This window comes from Convivina praedatoris, from assembly GCF_933208495.1.
GTDB classification, from domain to species: Bacteria; Bacillota; Bacilli; order Lactobacillales; family Lactobacillaceae; genus Convivina; species Convivina praedatoris.
Map to the genome: position 1 here is coordinate 42,031 of NZ_CAKOET010000001.1, position 13,219 is coordinate 55,249.

10 protein-coding genes are annotated in these 13,219 nt (G+C 40.0%); all 10 read left to right on the forward strand.

The window, feature by feature from the left end; translation table 11 throughout:
• The first annotated feature begins 5 nt into the window (after positions 1–5).
• The 10 genes from tgt (at position 6) to uvrB (ending at position 13,215) form a co-directional block, all read left to right on the forward strand.
• The gene (gene tgt / locus M4974_RS00260; RefSeq protein WP_248705733.1) at positions 6–1,223 is read left to right on the forward strand and encodes a tRNA guanosine(34) transglycosylase Tgt; all 1,218 of its coding nucleotides are present in this window, start codon (positions 6–8) and stop codon (positions 1,221–1,223) included.
• A gap of 47 nt (positions 1,224–1,270) precedes the next feature.
• Positions 1,271–1,639, forward strand: coding sequence for a preprotein translocase subunit YajC (gene yajC / locus M4974_RS00265; RefSeq protein WP_248705732.1), 369 nt, complete (start codon positions 1,271–1,273; stop codon positions 1,637–1,639).
• A gap of 126 nt (positions 1,640–1,765) precedes the next feature.
• Positions 1,766–3,481 carry an ABC transporter ATP-binding protein gene (locus M4974_RS00270; protein ID WP_248705731.1) on the forward strand — a complete coding sequence of 572 codons (1,716 nt, stop codon included), beginning with the start codon at positions 1,766–1,768 and terminating at the stop codon, positions 3,479–3,481.
• Between the two features lie 2 nt (positions 3,482–3,483).
• The gene (locus M4974_RS00275; protein WP_248705730.1) at positions 3,484–5,265 is read left to right on the forward strand and encodes an ABC transporter ATP-binding protein; all 1,782 of its coding nucleotides are present in this window, start codon (positions 3,484–3,486) and stop codon (positions 5,263–5,265) included.
• A 119-nt stretch (positions 5,266–5,384) separates the two neighbouring features.
• Positions 5,385–6,626: a glycosyltransferase family 4 protein gene (locus M4974_RS00280; protein WP_248705729.1), complete on the forward strand. Its 1,242-nt coding sequence runs from the start codon at positions 5,385–5,387 to the stop codon at positions 6,624–6,626.
• 1 nt (position 6,627) lies between these two features.
• Positions 6,628–7,635 carry a glycosyltransferase family 4 protein gene (locus tag M4974_RS00285; protein WP_248715699.1) on the forward strand — a complete coding sequence of 336 codons (1,008 nt, stop codon included), beginning with the start codon at positions 6,628–6,630 and terminating at the stop codon, positions 7,633–7,635.
• Between the two features lie 25 nt (positions 7,636–7,660).
• On the forward strand, positions 7,661–8,683 hold the full coding sequence (locus M4974_RS00290; RefSeq protein ID WP_248705727.1) for a lysylphosphatidylglycerol synthase transmembrane domain-containing protein: 1,023 nt from the start codon (positions 7,661–7,663) through the stop codon (positions 8,681–8,683).
• A 14-nt stretch (positions 8,684–8,697) separates the two neighbouring features.
• Positions 8,698–8,958 carry a YkuJ family protein gene (locus M4974_RS00295; RefSeq protein WP_248705726.1) on the forward strand — a complete coding sequence of 87 codons (261 nt, stop codon included), beginning with the start codon at positions 8,698–8,700 and terminating at the stop codon, positions 8,956–8,958.
• A gap of 26 nt (positions 8,959–8,984) precedes the next feature.
• Positions 8,985–11,114: an LTA synthase family protein gene (locus M4974_RS00300; protein ID WP_248705725.1), complete on the forward strand. Its 2,130-nt coding sequence runs from the start codon at positions 8,985–8,987 to the stop codon at positions 11,112–11,114.
• A gap of 88 nt (positions 11,115–11,202) precedes the next feature.
• Positions 11,203–13,215: an excinuclease ABC subunit UvrB gene (gene uvrB, locus M4974_RS00305; RefSeq protein ID WP_248705724.1), complete on the forward strand. Its 2,013-nt coding sequence runs from the start codon at positions 11,203–11,205 to the stop codon at positions 13,213–13,215.
• The last annotated feature ends 4 nt before the right edge of the window (positions 13,216–13,219 follow it).

A 13,219-nucleotide genomic window follows, 5' to 3' on the forward strand; every position in this document is an offset into this window, starting at 1 on the left:
TTACTATGACAGATCAAAAACCAGCGGTTTGGTATGAACACTTACATACTGAAAAGCATACTGGCGCTCGCCGCGGCCGGATTCATACGCCTCATGGTGTTTTTGAAACGCCAATGTTTATGCCAGTCGGAACCCAGGGTGCTGTTAAGGGTGTCGATGCCCGTACCTTAAAAGAAATTGGTTCTCAATTTATTTTAAGTAACACTTATCATCTCTGGGTAAGACCAGGAGATGAATTAATTGCTGAAGCCGGCGGGTTACATAAATATATGGGCTGGGATCAGGCGATTTTGACGGATTCGGGTGGTTTTCAAGTGTTCTCCTTGTCAGATGCTCGTAAATTAAAAGAAGAAGGGGTTACCTTCCAAAACCACGTGAATGGGGACCGAATGTTCTTGTCGCCTGAAGTTGCCATGCGAATCCAAAACAATTTGGGTTCGGATGTGATGATGCAGTTAGATGAAGCTATTCCATATTTTGAACCTTATGATTATGTGAAAGAATCGATGCAGCGGTCTTTGCGTTGGGCCGACCGGGCCCAGCAATATCATAAGAAGACGGATAGTCAGGCCTTGTTTGGGATTGTACAGGGGGCTGGCTTTCGGGCTTTACGAACTGAATCGGCTCAAGAATTAGTTAAGATGGATTTACCAGGGTATGCCGTTGGTGGTCTATCGGTCGGAGAATCTAAAACGGAAATGAACCGAGTGCTTGATTTTACTATGCCACTGTTGCCAGAAGATAAACCCCGTTACTTGATGGGCGTAGCCGCACCGGATTCTTTGATTGATAGTGTTATGCGTGGAATTGATATGTTTGATTGTGTGCTACCAACTCGAATTGGCCGTAAGGGTACCCTAATGACGCGCCATGGTCGGGTAGTGATTCGCAACGCTAAGTATAAAAACGACTTTACACCAATTGATGCTGATTTATCCTACTACTCTGATAATCCCATCCGTACTAATCAATTTGGTGATTTAGCCCAGTATGATATTCCGGGTTTTAATCCTTTCCAGACTTTAACGCGATCCTATCTACATCATTTATTTAATGCCCATGAATTACTGGGAGCTCAGATTGCTTCGGCCCATAATTTGCGCTTCTTACTGCAGTTTATGGAAGATATGCGGCGGGCAATTGAAAATGATGAATTATTAGAATTCCGTGAACAAGTGATGGAAGAGTATGGTTACAATAAACCGAATGCCCGTCTATTCTAAAGTTTGTTATAATTGTTGTTAAGAAAAATAAGGAAGTGTTCTATTTTATGTCAATGAATATTATTTTGCCCCTAGTTTTGATTATTGCCATGTTGTATTTAATGTCACGGAATCAAAAGAAGCAACGGGCTCGTCAAGAAGAAATGAAGAATAACTTGAAGAGAGGGGTCCACGTGGTGACTATCGGTGGTATGCACGCCGTAGTTGAAAGTGTTGATACTGCAAAGCAAACGGTTGATTTAAACGCCGAAGGTGTTATTTTAACTTTTGATTTAACAGCTATTCGCACGGTTAAGGCTGCTGAAACAGCTCAAGTTGCACCAGCAACTACTGATGATTCAACTGCTCCTAAGGAAGTCAGCGAATCAACCACTGATTCACAAAGCACTGCGACTCAGACTGAATCTGAAAAGTAATTATGGATTGTTTAAAGAGGCCTTAGGCCTCTTTTTTAGTAAAGTTTAGCGGGTTAAGTTTGATTGTGTTAAGATTATGGCTACTCTGACTGGGAAATAATTCCAGTTCGTTGGAAGGGGATTATTATGCAGATTCTACTTAGGCATGCTAAAAAGTATCGCCTTGAAATATTTTTTACTGTCTTAGCCGTAATTGTTATGGCGGGTGCTTCACTTTGGCAGCCACATTTACTGCAAAAAATGATTTCAGCAATTATTGCTGATAAGCAAAGTCAAGTTATCGAATATGGCGTTCAATTGGTTGGATTGGCGGTAATCGGTATTGTTGCCGGTGTTTTTAATACTGTTTTGGCTGCTAAAGTGTCGCAGTCAATTGCGGCTGATATTCGGGCGGAACAGTACCGTAAAATCCAAACTTTTTCTTTTGGTAATATTGAAACTTTTTCGGCTGGAAACTTGGTAGTTCGGATGACTAATGATGTCAATCAGGTACAACAGCTAATTATGACCCTATTGCAGTCTTTGTTGCGGATTCCCATCTTATTCGTGGGTGCTGTGGTTTTGGCTATTTTTACAATTCCTAGTTTGTGGTGGATTGTGGTCTTAATGATTGTTGCTATTTTACTATCCTCGCGGGGAATCTTTAAGCAAATGGGGAAGTATTTCTTTAAAATTCAAAATCTAATTGATTTGAATAATACTTTGGCTAAAGAGAATCTACAGGGTGTTCGAGTAGTCAAGTCATTTAATCAAGAAGACAGTGAAATTGAACGTTTTTCCAATAACACCAATGACTTGGTGGATGTGAATATTAAAATTGGCTATTTGTTTAACTTCTTGTTTCCAATTTTTATGGTGATTTCGTATTTGGCAATTGGTACGGCCTTGTTGTTAGTTGGAAAGGATATTGTGGGGTATCCTGATAATTTAGCTGCAATTACGCCTTTTATTTCTTATGTAATGCAGATTTTGTTTGCCATTATGATTGGTGGGATGGTTTCAACTTTTGCTTCGCGTGGTTTTGTTTCTCTGCGACGAATTCAAGCGGTTTTGTCAACTGAACCGGATATTGTCTATGACGCTAAGGCGCCGGAAGAAAAATTAAATGGGAGTGTTAGTTTTAAACATGTTAGTTTTACCTACCCTGGTGATGACCAACCGGCCTTAAAGGATATCTCTTTTGATATCAAGGCGGGCGAAATGGTGGGTATTGTCGGTGCTACTGGTTCCGGTAAATCAACTTTAGCCCAGCTGATTCCTCGTTTATATGATCCTACGCAGGGGGAAGTTGCGGTTGGTAATATTAATTTGAAACAGGTCAATGAGCGCTCCTTACGGCAAGCAGTATCATTGGTGTTACAAAAAGCCATCCTTTTCTCGGGGTCAATTGCTGATAATCTACGGCATGGTAATCCGCAAGCCGATACTGATGATATGAAACGGGCGGCCACGATTGCTCAAGCGTCTGAATTTATTGATCGTTATGAGGATGGTTTTAATCATGAAGTTGATGAACGTTCATCCAATTTTTCTGGTGGTCAAAAGCAACGTTTGTCAATTGCTCGAGGGGTGATTGGCAAACCCAAGGTCTTAATTTTAGATGATTCGACTTCTGCCTTGGATGCCCGCAGTGAAAAGCTAGTTCAAGAAGCCTTAAATCATGATTTACAGGGAACAACAACCCTAATTATTGCCGAAAAAATTAGTTCGGTTATTCATGCGGATCGAATTTTAGTCTTAGATCAGGGCCAACTAGTAGCCGCTGGTAATCATCACGAACTGCTAAATTCTTCACCAATTTACCGTGAAATTTATGAAACCCAAAAGGCAAAGGAGGACTAACAATGCGTGAATTTATCCAGGCAGTTGTCTATTTTTATAATTATTTAAAACGTTATTGGCGGGGCCTATTATTTGCTATGATTGCGGTCTTGGTGGGAACTTACGCCCAAATTAAAGCACCGGTGTATCTCGGCCAGGCCATTACCGCCTTGGCGACTTACTTAGGTGAGTATTTGAACCCAACGACTCATCATCAGGCTAGTATGAATGGTTTTTATAATGCCCTGTGGGCCATGGTTTTCTTTTATGGCCTAACGGAAATTGGCTTGGTGGCCTCAGGGTTAATTACCAGTCGGATTAGTGCCAAGTCAACTGGGGAAATGCGTGTGAGCCTTTTTTCCAAGTTGCAAAAGATGACGATTCGTTATTTTGATACGCATCAAGACGGTAAAATTCTTTCGCTATTTACTTCGGATTTGGATAATATTTTTAATGCCATGAATCAGGCTATTTTCCAGGTGTTTTCGCAGGGTCTGTTGTTCCTAGGCGTCATCTGGATGATGTTTGAGCAAAGTGCTATCATGGCCTGGGTGACCATGGCTTTGACACCGATAGCTATTTTGGTGGCTTTAGTTATTATTCGACGGGCTCGTTATCACATTACTCATCAACAGCAAGCAATTAGTCGGATGAATGGGTACATTAATGAGCAGGTGAATGGTGAGAAGATTATCATTACCGAAGGATTGCAACAAGAATCGATTCGTAACTTCGATCCTTATAATGAAAAAGTGAAAGAAGAAACTTATAAAGGACAGGTTTATTCAGGGATGCTGATGCCTTTAATGCAAGGTCTGTCTTTACTAAATTTGGCAATTGTCATTTTCTTTGGTTCGTGGTTAGTCTTGCATAGTGGCATGAGTAAGGCGACTGGATTAGGCTTAGTAGTAGTTTTCGTTAATTATTCGCAGCAGTACTATCAACCAATTAGCCAATTGACTTCGATTTATAATATGTTGCAATTGGCCATTACTGGGGCCGGTCGTTTAACTAAGGTTAAAGCTGAACCGGAAGAAGTTGATCAGGCTCGTGGTACGGTTTTGCCTGCTTTAAAAAATGGTGTACAACTAGATCAAGTTCGTTTTGGTTACAATACTAAACAAGAAATCTTACACGATGTATCAATTGATGTTCAAAAGGGGCAAATGGTAGCCTTAGTTGGGCCAACTGGTTCTGGTAAAACGACAGTGATGAACTTGTTAAATCGTTTTTACGATGTCAACAGCGGTCAAATAACATTTGATGGGGTCGATATTCGTCAGGTTGATTTAAAATCACTTAGAGATCAGGTTGGGATTGTTTTACAGGAATCAGTTATTTTTAGTCGTTCGATTGCTGAAAATATTAAATTTGGAAAACCTAATGCGACTGATAAAGAAATGATTGGAGCCGCCAAGCAGGCTAATATTCATGAATTTATTATGTCCCTACCAGAGGGCTATCAGACGCAGGTTAGTGATGAAAACTCGGTTTTTTCAACGGGACAAAAACAACTATTATCCATTGCTCGGACAATTTTAACTAATCCCGATTTCTTAATTTTAGATGAAGCCACTTCAAATGTGGATACTGTGACGGAAACCAAAATTCAAGAAGCTATGAATAATGTGATTGCCGGTAGGACTAGTTTTGTGATTGCCCATCGGCTAAAAACGATTCTGGGAGCTGATAAAATTGTGGTCTTAAAAGATGGTCGCGTTATTGAGCAGGGGACTCATAACCAATTATTGGCTGAGCATGGTTTTTATGCCGATTTGTATCATAATCAGATGGTCTTTGAATAAGAATAAAAAGCGCTCCAGTCGTATTGACGGAAGCGCTTTTTACATTGGAATGGTTTTTTAATAATGATATACTAGCATTATTGCCGTCACTTAATCTGATTCAAATATTGGGGTTAATTATGAAAATAGGAATATTTACCGACACCTATCTACCACAGGTGAGTGGGGTTGTCACTTCCATTCAAACATTAAAAGATGCCTTAGAGGCACAAGGTCATGAGGTATATATTTTTACCGCTACTGATCCTAAAATTGCCAAAGATGCGGATGAAACGCATGTGTATCGTTTTTCTAGTATGCCATACTTCGGTTATAAAGACCGTCGTGTTACCTTTCGGGGGCTAATTCAAACCGTTGAAATTGGTAAAGAATTAGATCTAGATATTATTCATACGCAAACAGAATTTTCTTTGGGCTTGATGGGGAAATTTGTTGCTCGTCGATTGAAGATACCAGTGGTACATACGTATCATACAATGTATGAAGATTATACGAATTACTTTGCCCGCGGTATGTTGTTAAAGCCTAGTGGGGTTGGCCCCTTGGTGAAGGCCTATTTGAAGGGAATGTCTGGGGTGGTTGCGCCCTCGCAATTGGTTCGTGATACTTTGATTCGCTATGGCGTGACTGATATTCCAATCCCAGTGATTCCAACTGGCGTCGCCTTACCAGACGTGAAAGAAGATCAGGTCGATTTGCGTGCCAAATATGGATTTACGCCCGAACAACCAGTGGTATTGTCATTGGGTCGATTAGCTCCTGAAAAAAATATTACCATGACGATTTCGGCTTTTTCAGAACTGTTACAGTCTTATCCAGATGCCCAGTTAGTGATTGCTGGGGACGGACCGGCTCGTAAAACTTTAGAAGAACAGGTCGATGATTTAGATTTGCAAGATCACATTACCTTTGCCGGTATGGTGGGACATGAAGAAGTTTATGACTACTACCGAATGGCCAATGTTTTTGTCAGCTCTTCTGATTCTGAAACCCAAGGATTGACCTTTATTGAATCTATGGCGGCTGATCGTCCCTTTGTAGCTATTCATTCACCTTATCTAGACAATTTGGTAGATAGTCCGGCTATTGGGACTTTAGTTGATGACTATGATGAGTTCTTACAAGGAATTGAATTTTACTTAAATAATCCTCAAACAGTTGCTGATAGTGAAATTCGTAAGGAAAAAATGTATAACGTCGATGCCAATACCTTTGCTACTCGGGTAGTTAACTTCTATGAAGAAGTATTGGAAAATTATCGCTCAACACAAACTTCGGATGAAGATAAAGAAGAATATTTGAATGACGAAGAGATTGGCTACATTAAGCGAATTTTGCGCAATCCCTTCCGGAGAAACTAACTTGAAAGTACTTTTATATTTTGAAAACCAAAAACTAATTTCTAAGTCCGGTATTGGCCGGGCAATGCGTTTACAACAGGAAGCCTTATCGCATACCAATGTGGAGGTCACAACTGACCCACATTGTAGTGATTATGATCTGTTGCACATTAATACTTATGGTGTTAACAGTATGCATATGGTTCACCGGGCGCATCGAATGGGCAAAAAAGTGGTTTATCATGCCCACTCAACCTATGAGGACTTTCGTAATTCTTTTGTAGGTTCCAACTGGATTGCCCCTTTTTATAAGCATCATTTAGTTTCATTATATCGTCAAGGTGATGCGCTAATTACGCCGACGCCATATTCTAAAAGTCTATTACGTAGTTATGGTTTAACGCAGCCAATTTATCCAATTTCAAATGGTATTAATTTGGCTAAATATGCGCAATCTAGTGATAAAGTTGCAAAATTTCGGGATTATTTCCGTTTAGCCCCCGATCAAAAAACAGTAATTAGTGTTGGCTTATTTTTTGAACGTAAGGGGATTTTTGATTTTGTTCAATTAGCGGAAAATAATCCTGATATTACTTTTATATGGTTTGGTTATACTGATCCTAAATTAATTCCAGCCAAAGTGCGGCGAGTGGTTGAAGGGGCTCATCCGAATAATTTGATTTTTGCTGGTTATATTACTGGGGATGTCATTTTGGGTGCCTATCAGGGAGCCGATTTGTTCTTATATCCTTCTTTTGAAGAAACCGAAGGGATTGTTGTTTTGGAGGCATTGGCCTCTAAGCAAAATGCTTTGATTCGAGATATTCCAGTCTATGACCCTTGGTTGACTGACCAAAAAAATTGTTACAAAGCTAAAGACGTCGCTGAATTTCAAACAAAGATGGATGCTATCTTAAGTAGGCAAGTTCCTGATTTAACCGAGGCTGGTTATCAAGTCGCTCAAGCGCGAGATTTAGCAGTTATTGGGCAGCAATTAGCCCAAACTTATGATAAAGTCCTTAGTCAATAACATGGCTAATAACAAGGAGAAGATGATGTCAAAACGTAATCAGATTTCTGCTGGTATCGTAGTCATACTAACGGCGGTTACGGTTTATTATTTGGTTCAAGAGCTTAAGGGGAAGGGTAAGCAACTCGAAGAGGCTTTGCGTGTTTTGGATTGGCGTTGGTTAGCTGCCGGTTTAGTCATGATGGTGGTTTCCATTCTCTTGGAGGCGATGGCTACTCGGGCGTTAATGAGTGCTAAGGATCAAGAACACATCCATTGGACTACTTTAATTAAGGTTCCTCTAATGAACTTATTGGGTAGTGGGTTAACCCCCTTTGCTAGTGGAGGACAGCCGGCCCAGTTGTTTGCTTTGGCCAAGGCTAAAATCGAAACCGGTCGGGCTTTGTCGACCATTTTAATGAAATTTTTAGTCTACCAAATTGTGGTTGTCCTTTTTTTTATCGTCGCCTATGGTGCTGCTGATAATTTTATTTATCAATATGTTGACCATACTTTTGCTGAATTTATTCCTTTTGCGATTTTTATTCATGCCATTGTGATTGTGGGAATTTTGCTGGTAATGTTTTGGCCGGCATTTACCCTAAAGTTGGTTCATTTGACGGCGCGGTTGATTGGTCACTTTACTAGTCCTAAACACTATCAAAAAATCGTTGACAGTATCGAAGTCAAAATTAATAATTTCCATTTTGAATCTCGACGGGTTATTAAAAACAAGCGGGCCTTGTTAGAATCGACTTTTTGGACAGTGTTACAGTTAGTTGTGTTCTATATGATTCCTTATTTTGTGATTCGAGCTTTCGGTTATCCCGAGGTAAATCCTTGGTTAATTGTCACGATGAACATTATGATTGTCATGGTCATTTCACTCTTCCCCGTTCCTGGTGGAGTTGGTGGTGCTGAGCTGAGTTTTAAGTTACTTTTTACGCCTTTTGTTAGTAACCCAGCTACCTTGATCTTAGTAATTCTGCTATGGCGGTTGATTACCTACTACTTTGGTATTTTTGCTGGTATAATTGCCTATATTTTGCCAACTAAGCAGTATGATTAAAAGAGGTGATGAATATGCCTTTAAGTTCACCAACTAGTGATTTAAAACAGATAATGACCCGGCTACGAGCGATGACTGAGGCCACTGATGGCGAGTATCAGTTACGCCGTTTTGAGGTGTATGGGGTTGAGGTCTTGCAGGTAAGTTATGATCAGGTTCAAGGCCTATGGTGGGTCCGGGAACATCGTCAATTCCGTGAGTTTGAGTTTGATGATATCGATCTAGTGGCGATTGAAATATATGATGTATTGCACGATATGCAGTTGGTTTTCTGAATGGATTAATTTATTGAGGAAAAAATATGATGTCCTTTTTGAAGCAGGTGTTAAGCCCGAAGCAGTGGTGGCAACAACTTAAGAAAACAACGGATTCTTCCGCGCCCATTGTTTGGTTTTTTATCCTAAATGTTATTTTAGTTTGGGTTAAAACATATGTTAATTATTTGATGAACTTTAATTTAGGGGTTGTGGGTCCGATCCAACAGTTTTTGTTGATTTTAAACCCCATTCCAACGGCGATTATTTTATTGAGTCTGGCTTTATACTTCCGAGGTGCCCTGAGTTATTGGCTAGCGATTGTCATGAATTTGATTCAATCAATGTGGCTGTTTGCTAATGTTTTGTACTATCGCGAATTTTCAGACTTTTTATCGATTGGTATTATTGGATCAGGGAGTTCGACTGGGAATAATCTAGGTAAGTCAATTGTGGCAATTATTCATCTGTCTGATTATTTGATTTTCTTAGATATTATCTTGCTGGTTCTTTTATTGATTTTCCATCAAATTAAAATTGATAAAAAAGGCATCCAAAAACGATACGCCGTTTTAACTACTCTGTTAGGCGTGGTTTTGATGTTTGTTGACTACGGTATTGCTTCGGTTGATCGTTCGGGTCTGCTAACTCGTTCCTTTGATAACAATTATATTGTTAAATATTTAGGACTTAATGAGTATGTGGTTTTCAATGCTGTCCAAACCTACAATCAATCCAATAGTCGCAAGCAGGCTAAACCAGCTGATTTAAAGAAAATTCAGGCCTTTACGGCTCAAAATCAAACCCCCGCTAATGTCCAATATTATGGCACACAAAAGGGTAAAAACGTTTTTGTGATTCATTTGGAATCATTCCAGCAGTTTTTAATCGATTATAAGGTTGATGGTCAAGAAGTAACGCCTAATTTGAATCAATTCTATCATGATCAAAATACACTGAGTTATGATAATTTTTATAATCAAGTTGGCCAAGGGAAGACCTCCGATGCGGAAATGATGCAGGAAAATAGTCTTTATGGTTTGGCCACGGGGTCGGCGATGGTTAAGTATGGGACCAACAATACTTTTGAAGCCATGCCAGCCGTTTTGGCGCAGCAAGGCTATACTTCGGCTGCTTTTCACGGAGACGTGGGAACCTTCTGGAATCGAAATAATACTTATAAGTCCTTTGGTTATAACTATTATTTTTCTAAAGAGTTTTATCCTAATGCTAAAAAATCAAGTAACAACGTTGGTTATGGCTTGAAGGATAAAATTTTTCTCAAAGATTCGGCTCAGTATATCGAACAGTTACCACAACCGTTTTATGCTAAGTTGATTACGGTAACCAACCACTATCCATATGAATTGGATAAACAAAATATTTCCTTCCCAGCCACCAAAACCGGGGATAATACGGTTGATGGTTACGTCCAGACAGCTCACTACTTGGACCAAGCTTTTGGTGAATTCATTGATTACATGAAGAAGGTTGGATTGTATGATAATTCGGTCTTTGTTCTCTATGGTGATCACTATGGTATTTCCGAAAACCATCAGCCAGCGATTGCCCAGTTATTGGGTAAGAGTAGTGTGAATAATTATGATTTGGCTCAGTTCCAAAAGGTGCCCTTTATGATTCATGCGACTGGTTTGGCGGGCGGTGTTAATCATACTTATGGTGGTGAAATTGACATGATGCCAACCTTATTGGATTTGTTGGGTGTGCCAACCACTGGTATGACTATGTTTGGCCATGATTTACTATCTACAGCTGACTCTCAAATCGTGGTTTTCCGTGATGGTGATTGGGTAACGCCGAAATACATGAAGTACCGTAATCAGTACTTCAATACTGAGACTGGTGAAACGCTCAGCCTTGACCAAGATCCAGAATTAAAGGCGGCTGCTAAAAAGGCACAAGATTATGCCGATAAATCACTCTCTTACTCGGATAAAATTATTACAGGAGATTTGCTCCGCTTTGATACTTCGCGCAGTAATTTTCATGCTGTTAATAAAAAGGAATTTGACTATCAAAAATCAGCTGCCTTAAAAATTTTAAAGCGTAATCAAGAAAGTAACCCATCAAGTGTACTGGCCAAAAATAATGGTCATTCTAGTACCGATGACTATACTACCGATGCACCTGAATATAGTAATGGTAATGCTAAATAAACATCGTGCGAACAAGTCGTTCATTAGAACGCTTGTTCGTTTTTTTGTTATAATAAGGTTTAATAAAGTAAATGACAGTGGGGCGTACATGATTACACAAGAGGATGACCACCAATTTGAAGTGGTATCAAAGTATCAACCCACCGGTGATCAACCTAAGGCGATTAATAAGCTGGTTGATGGTCTTAAAGCCGGTGTTAAGGAACAAATTTTATTAGGGGCGACTGGAACCGGAAAAACTTTCACCATTTCCAATGTGATTGCTCAAAATAATAAACCAACCCTAGTTTTAAGTCATAACAAGACTTTGGCGGGACAACTTTATAGTGAATTAAAAGAATTCTTTCCTAATAGTGCAGTAGAATACTTCGTTTCTTATTATGATTATTATCAGCCCGAAGCCTATGTACCCAGTTCGGATACCTTCATTGAAAAAGATTCTTCGGTTAACGATGAAATTGATAAATTACGGAACTCAGCGACTAGTTCGCTGTTTGAACGCAATGACACGATTGTAGTGGCTTCGGTTAGCTCAATTTTTGGATTGGGAGATCCCCGCCAGTATCAAGACCACGTGATTAGTTTGCGCGTTGGTCGTGAGTATGGAAGAACTCAGTTGATGCGGGATTTAGTTGACGTACAATTCACCCGTAACGATTTAGACTTTCAGCGTGGGACTTTCCGAGTGCGAGGGGATGTTGTCGAAATTTTCCCAGCCTCACAGGATGAAATTGCCTTACGAATTGAATTTTTTGGGGATGAAATTGACCGTATCCGAGAAATTAATTCACTAACTGGTGAGACCGTTAGTGAACGCGAGCATGTGGCTATTTTCCCAGCTAAGCACTTTATGACTGATGATGAACGCATGAAAGTGGCCTTAACTGGTATCCGAGGAGAAATGGAAGAGCAGGTTAAGGTCTTTGAATCCGAAGGTAAATTACTAGAAGCCCAGCGAATTAAACAGCGGACTGAGTATGATTTAGCCATGTTAGCAGAGATGGGTTTTACCAGCGGAATTGAGAACTATTCACGCTGGATGGATGGGCGTCAAGCCGGCGAAGCGCCCTTTACCTTGCTTGATTTCTTCCCTAAGGACTTTTTAATTGTTGTCGATGAAAGTCACGTCACGATGCCGCAGGTACGAGGAATGTACAATGGTGATCGAGCCCGTAAGCAGACTTTGGTTGATTATGGCTTCCGTTTACCATCAGCTTTAGATAATCGTCCCTTGAAGTTACCTGAATTTGAAAAACATGTCCATCAAATTATCTATATGTCGGCGACACCAGGCGATTATGAGTTAGCTCGGGTACCCAAGGCAGATATCGTGGAGCAAATTATTCGGCCAACGGGTCTGTTGGATCCAACGATTGAAGTGCGTCCAGTTATGGGCCAGGTTGATGATTTGGTGGCTGAAATTAATAAACGGGCAGAAGCTGATGAGCGAGTTTTTATTACAACTTTAACTAAACGAATGTCAGAAGATTTGACGGACTATTTCAAAGATTTAGGCATTAAGGTTGCTTATTTACATTCCGATATTAAAACTTTAGAGCGAACAACCATTATTCGGGATTTACGTTTAGGTAAGTATGATGTCTTAGTTGGGATTAATCTTTTACGAGAAGGGATTGATGTACCTGAAACGTCCTTAGTTGCCATTTTAGACGCTGATAAAGAAGGTTTCTTGCGTAATCCACGTTCTTTAATTCAAACGATTGGGCGAGCTGCTCGTAACCAAAATGGACATGTCATTATGTATGCCGATAAGGTTACTAAGTCGATGCAAGAGGCCATGGATGAGACTCAGCGACGGCGTGATATTCAAATGTCCTATAATAAGGCGCATGGAATTACACCAACGACAATTAAAAAAGATATTAGAGATTTAATTACCGTTACTCATGCTGTCAATCATGATGATGATCAACTCGATTTGACTAAGGTCGCTTTTAATGACCTACCCCGTGACGAACAGAATACAATCTTAGAAAATATGACAGGTCAAATGAAGGCCGCAGCTAAAGATCTTGACTTCGAAACGGCTGCCAATTTACGGGATAGTATCATGACTTTAAAGGCCCAAGCTGGACTATAAAGGG

Bases quoted from the DNA above. Each gene is read 5' to 3' on its own strand.
- M4974_RS00280 (WP_248705729.1), top strand. From the start codon at position 5,385: ATGAAAATAGGAATATTTACCGACACCTATCTACCACAGGTGAGTGGG.
- M4974_RS00275 (WP_248705730.1), top strand. From the start codon at position 3,484: ATGCGTGAATTTATCCAGGCAGTTGTCTATTTTTATAATTATTTAAAA.
- M4974_RS00270 (WP_248705731.1), top strand. From the start codon at position 1,766: ATGCAGATTCTACTTAGGCATGCTAAAAAGTATCGCCTTGAAATATTT.
- M4974_RS00295 (WP_248705726.1), top strand. From the start codon at position 8,698: ATGCCTTTAAGTTCACCAACTAGTGATTTAAAACAGATAATGACCCGG.
- tgt (WP_248705733.1), top strand. From the start codon at position 6: ATGACAGATCAAAAACCAGCGGTTTGGTATGAACACTTACATACTGAA.
- yajC (WP_248705732.1), top strand. From the start codon at position 1,271: ATGTCAATGAATATTATTTTGCCCCTAGTTTTGATTATTGCCATGTTG.
- M4974_RS00300 (WP_248705725.1), top strand. From the start codon at position 8,985: ATGATGTCCTTTTTGAAGCAGGTGTTAAGCCCGAAGCAGTGGTGGCAA.
- uvrB (WP_248705724.1), top strand. From the start codon at position 11,203: ATGATTACACAAGAGGATGACCACCAATTTGAAGTGGTATCAAAGTAT.
- M4974_RS00290 (WP_248705727.1), top strand. From the start codon at position 7,661: ATGTCAAAACGTAATCAGATTTCTGCTGGTATCGTAGTCATACTAACG.